3 protein-coding genes and 1 pseudogene are annotated in these 5,069 nt (G+C 36.0%); all 4 read left to right on the forward strand.

Features of this window, described 5'->3' with window-relative positions; all coding sequences use genetic code 11:
• Positions 1-2,333 (forward strand): glycoside hydrolase/phage tail family protein (locus tag WG67_RS06005; protein WP_458694977.1); only part of this gene is annotated, 2,333 nt, incomplete at its 5' end.
• Between the two features lie 57 nt (positions 2,334-2,390).
• Positions 2,391-3,206: pseudogene (locus WG67_RS01670) on the forward strand (hypothetical protein).
• Positions 3,207-3,561: 355 nt separating this feature from the next.
• Positions 3,562-4,764 carry a multidrug effflux MFS transporter gene (locus tag WG67_RS01675; protein ID WP_448128795.1) on the forward strand — a complete coding sequence of 401 codons (1,203 nt, stop codon included), beginning with the start codon at positions 3,562-3,564 and terminating at the stop codon, positions 4,762-4,764.
• Between the two features lie 133 nt (positions 4,765-4,897).
• Positions 4,898-5,053 (forward strand): ankyrin repeat domain-containing protein, encoded by a 156-nt coding sequence (locus WG67_RS06605; protein ID WP_245683385.1) that lies wholly within the window; start codon positions 4,898-4,900, stop codon positions 5,051-5,053.
• Positions 5,054-5,069: the final 16 nt, after the last annotated feature.

Below are 5,069 nucleotides of genomic sequence, written 5' to 3' on the forward strand. Positions count from 1 at the left end.
ACCCAAGGTATGGTGGCACAGTTAGTGATGCAGCGTTGATAAGATATATAGAAGAGCTACACAGCAGAGGCTACAAGGTGATGCTCTATCCAATGCCCTTACTTGACANAAAGAACAAAGAGTGGCGAGGAAAATTGAGCGGGACCCCTGGGGATATAAGTGATTTTTTTGAGAATCAATATAACAAATTTATAGAGCATTATGCAAGCATTGCCAAACAAACTAAAGTGGAAGGGTTTATCATCGGATCTGAATTTGCGCAACTTACCAAAATCAGGGATGAACAAGGGAATTACCCTGCCGTTATAGAGCTAGTTAAGCTTGCAAAGCGAATAAAACTTCAGCTTGGAAAAGAAGTAACGGTAACTTACGCTGCTGATTGGAGTGAATACCATTCATATGATGGTTGGTATAATATGGATGAGCTTTGGTCTTCAGAGTACATCGACGTTATTGGCATAGATGCTTATTTTCCACTGACTGATGGTCCAGAGCCTCCTTTTGGTTATTCCGCGGAAGATGTAATGGGTGGTTGGAGCAGTGGAGTGGGGTATGATTATTTCTATGATTACTCAAAGAGTGAACCTGAAAAAGTAAAGTATAACGACAGCAGGTATGCGTGGAAAAATATAAAGAAATGGTGGAGTGAAACTCACATAATGCCCAGTGGTAGTAAAACGAAATGGCAACCAAAAATGAAAAAAATATGGTTTACTGAGTATGGATTTCCCAGTATGAACGGCTGCACTAATGAGCCAAATGTGTTTGTTGATAAAGGCAGCATAGAGAGCAAATATCCACGATATTCAAACGGAGAGGTGAGCTTTCTTTCGCAAAAAATTGCAATTGAAGGAACGCTAAAGAAGTGGCAAAGCTCGGAAATGGTAGAAAAAATGTTTCTCTGGGCATGGGATGCAAGGCCATTTCCTTATTTCCCCAATTTGTGTGATATGTGGACTGACTGCCATAATTGGCAGACAGGACATTGGATTCAGGGAAAGCTTTCACAGCTTAATATTTCCGATGTTTTATCGGATCTATTACAAAAAGCAGGTTTAAAAAGCGATCAGTTCGATACGAGTGATGTTAAAGGATTATTGTCTGGATATGTAATAAATGACCAGCAATCGGTACGTTCAATTATTAAAATGCTGCAAAGTTGCTATTTTTTTGATGTGGTTGAACAGGACTCTAAACTGAAATTTGTCCAAAAGGGCAGGGGAGTTACGACTGAAATACCAATTGGTGAAACGGTTTTCAGTAACAATTCAAAACTTGCTAATATCAGTCAATTAGATTTAAACAATAAAGTTAACGTCGTTTATTTTAATCGCAATTTTGGCTATCCAATTGATGTTAAATATGCTGAGTTGCCAAAGCAAGGCGCTGCTATAACAGTTGAAATACCGCTCATTATGGAGGAGGGAGAGGCGCAAAATATCGCTGAGGTTTTACTTTATTCTTCGTGGCAAGAGAGAAATATATACAATTTCAAGCTACCGATAAAATATGCGTGGCTTGTGCCAAGTGATGTAATAACGATTTTAGACAGTGAGAAAAAACATACGGTGAGAATTATAAAAACGAAATTTGAAAGCATGTCCATTCAAGTAATTGGCGTTGGTTATGATCACTCTATATATAAGCTTTCTTTTCCTTCAACAAGGTCACTTATGCTGAAGGAATACCCTCCTTCTCATATCAGCAAAACCATCGTAGAAATGATAGATTTACCGGATATTAAAGGTAATAGTGCAAGCTTTACTTTAATTAGTGAGGAAAAGAATTGGAAAGGAGCAACACTCTTTATTTCGTACAACGATAAGGATTATAAGCCTATCGCAAACACAAACAAGCAGTCTACTTACGGATATGTAATGGAATCTACCGACGAGGGGCTTATAGTAGTGTTACGTTTTGGTGTATTGAGTTCTTCATATAACCATTATTTAAGTGATGGTGTCATTCCAGCGCTTGACCATATTTCTCCTGGATCCCAGTGTCTGGGCACTGGGATGACAGAAGAAGGTTTTACAAGCACTAATGTTAGTACTATAAATGTAAGCAATTTAGCACTGGTTGGAAAAGAGATAGTAAAATTTCAGAGTGCCGAACTTATAGATAAAAATAAATATAAGCTTAGCAACCTAATTAGAGGGCAAGAGGGCACCAAAGAGTATCAGCACACCGCAGGTGAAAAATTTACTCTGCTTGATGATTCAGTAATATCTTTCGAAGTGCAAAGGGGAAAAAAGTTTTACCTCAAAGCAGTGACTTACGGTGACTCGCTGGAAAATACGGAAGTGAAAGTGATAAATTCATTTAGTAATTGAAATTTAATAAAGTAAGTGCTAGAATTAATATACAGGTATTAATGGTAGAGATATAACATGTCAAAGGAAATGGTCAATGCGTTGAAAGCTGAAGTGAAGAAGCTCAAATATGCTGATTTCAAAGCTAACACTTGGGACGAAGTAATTTCTGGTGAGGGAACATATAAGGATCTTAATAGAACACACGGCCTTGCTATTAACGGACAAAAAATAACTAACGAATTTATTAACAATCTGTATTCAAAACATAAAAATCTAATTCTACGGGATGAAAACGGAAAAGGGAATTATCGTCCATTTCTCAGACAAATTTTTACAGAAATGTTTAAACACGTTGGTGCAACAATTCCCAATAACTCTATTATTGAGTAGTTAATAAATAACTATTATCAGGGCGGATATACTCATTTTCTTCCTAATGATATGAGTCAAGCTCTTGGATCTTTTCATTTGTCAACGCAAAGCAACTGTATGACAAGAGAGTATATTATGGATTGTCGTGAACCCAATTGTATAAAGCTTAGTTTTAGCATGAAATATACAAAAATGCTTAACTATGATGATTGTACATATATCGAAACACCAGGTTTTTGCAGTTCAGCGGAGTTTAAACTGAAATGTGAAGATAAAAATGTAACATATGAAGATGGTAAAGTACTTCTTACCATTCCTAAAGAGCTAAAAAACTACAAAGTAAGTGGTAAGAATTTGTTTGATGTTATTGTTGAATATTTTCAGAAGCTTTGCGAAAAATTGGGCTTTAAATTTGAGACAAAAGTGGAACATAGCCTTGGTGAACCACTAAAGGTAGTAAGTGAGGCAAATGCATCTTCTGTTGAAGACTTAAAGCTTAAAGTGAATAATCAAAGGTAAGATATTGAAATTCGTGCTTTTCATGATTTTAGCTTAAGATTTCAGTGTCAAAGCACATAACTGTACGAACATTGTGATTTGAATCCACTAGGAGGGTGTCATCTAAGTAGCCTCCTTCTCCTGTCATCCCAGTGCCATGACTACTTGGATCCAGAAACTTAATTGCAAGTAAGTAAACTGCTTTGATGAAATTGTATAATGGAAACTAGATCCAAGTAGTCATGGCACTGCCCTACTGGATAGAGCCTTCACAGGCTTTTTCTTGAATAGCTACTCTTAATTTCAGTAGTTAATTTAATATACTAATGAAAAAAATACATTATAATTAAGTATATTTAATCCAGTAAATCATTAAGTGAAAACAGCTCTTTCGCAAAATATCATCTCTCTTATTATGATATTGTCTGTAGCAATTGTCGATATGGCAACTGACCTATACTCAGTTGCACTACCAAGCATTGCCAATTATTTTAAAGTAGAAGGCAGTGTAGTGCAGCTTACAATTAGCTTAAATCTAGTTGGATTTGCGGTATCTGGCTTAATTTATGGTCCATTATCGGACCATTATGGTAGGCGTCCAATGATGCTGATTGGTATGACAATTTTTACTTTGGCAAGTGTCATGTGTTATATAGCCGACAGTATTATGCTCTTGATACTAATTCGCTTCATACAAGGGGCAGGAGCTGGTGTTGCAGGTGTTGTTGGGTATGCAGCAATAAGGGATATGTACTCGGGTAGTGAATACTCGAGAGTAATTTCAAAATTAAATATGGTTGTGGCACTCTCACCTGGAATAGCTCCAGTGGTGGGCAGTTATATAATTTCACATGGGTATCATTGGAAATTTTTGTTTTTTATTATGTCACTCGCGGCAATTGCTATACTTATTTTTATCTACTTTAAGTTACAAGAAACACTCACTGTAAATAAAAATGAAACCAGTATAACTAACATAACTACTAATATCTTCAAGCAATATATATCAATATTTAGAAATTATCGTTTCCTTGGGTTTTCAGCCATTCATGGATTAACTTTCATGTGGCTTTGGGCATACATTGCTAACTACCCGTTCATATTTGAATCGATGGGCATTGAAGTACAGTATTTTGGCTACCTCATATCGATCATAGTCATATTCTACATAATTGGAACTTTAATTAATAGAAGGTATGTACCAAAAGTAGGGGTTAGCAAAATGCTAATAATAGGTTTGGTGTTACCGATAATATCCGATAGTTTATTGGTATATTTTTATTTCGCGGACAAGTTGAATATATTCATTCTTCAAACTGCTTGGATTCCAGCCAATATCGGACTTGCATTAATAATAAGCAATAACGTAACTTCTGCTTTAGAAACGATCAAAGGTATAGGGCTTGGTAGTGCAGTCCTCTCATTCTGCAATATGATGTTTGGGGCTATTGGAATATATATAGTAGGAAAATTTTTTCGCTATGGTATTTTACCAAATTTACTATTAACAATAGCATGCTCTACAATTGCGATTCTTATGTACAGCCAGCTCAAATGTACTGAAAAACACAGGGAATAACCATTATTTGCGTGATCCAGAGCTCATGGGTTATTAATGACTTTATCATGATAATATAATCTTACAGGGGGTGAGAGCTCATAGATTATTAACGACTTTATCATAACAATATAGTTTTACAAAGAGGTGTAGGATGAGTAGTTCACAAAGTAGAGATAATTTTTTTAAGGCTGTTGAAAGAGGTGATATTGATGCAGTAAACCGTCTAATAAGTGAAGGAGCAGATGTTAAGGTAGAAAATGATAAAGGAGGAGACTCCTTTACATTTAGCTGCTGTAAAGAACCATAAAGAGGTAGTAGAAGCC

It is taken from the genome of Wolbachia endosymbiont of Drosophila incompta (assembly GCF_001758565.1).
In the GTDB taxonomy this organism is placed as follows: domain Bacteria; phylum Pseudomonadota; class Alphaproteobacteria; order Rickettsiales; family Anaplasmataceae; genus Wolbachia; species Wolbachia pipientis.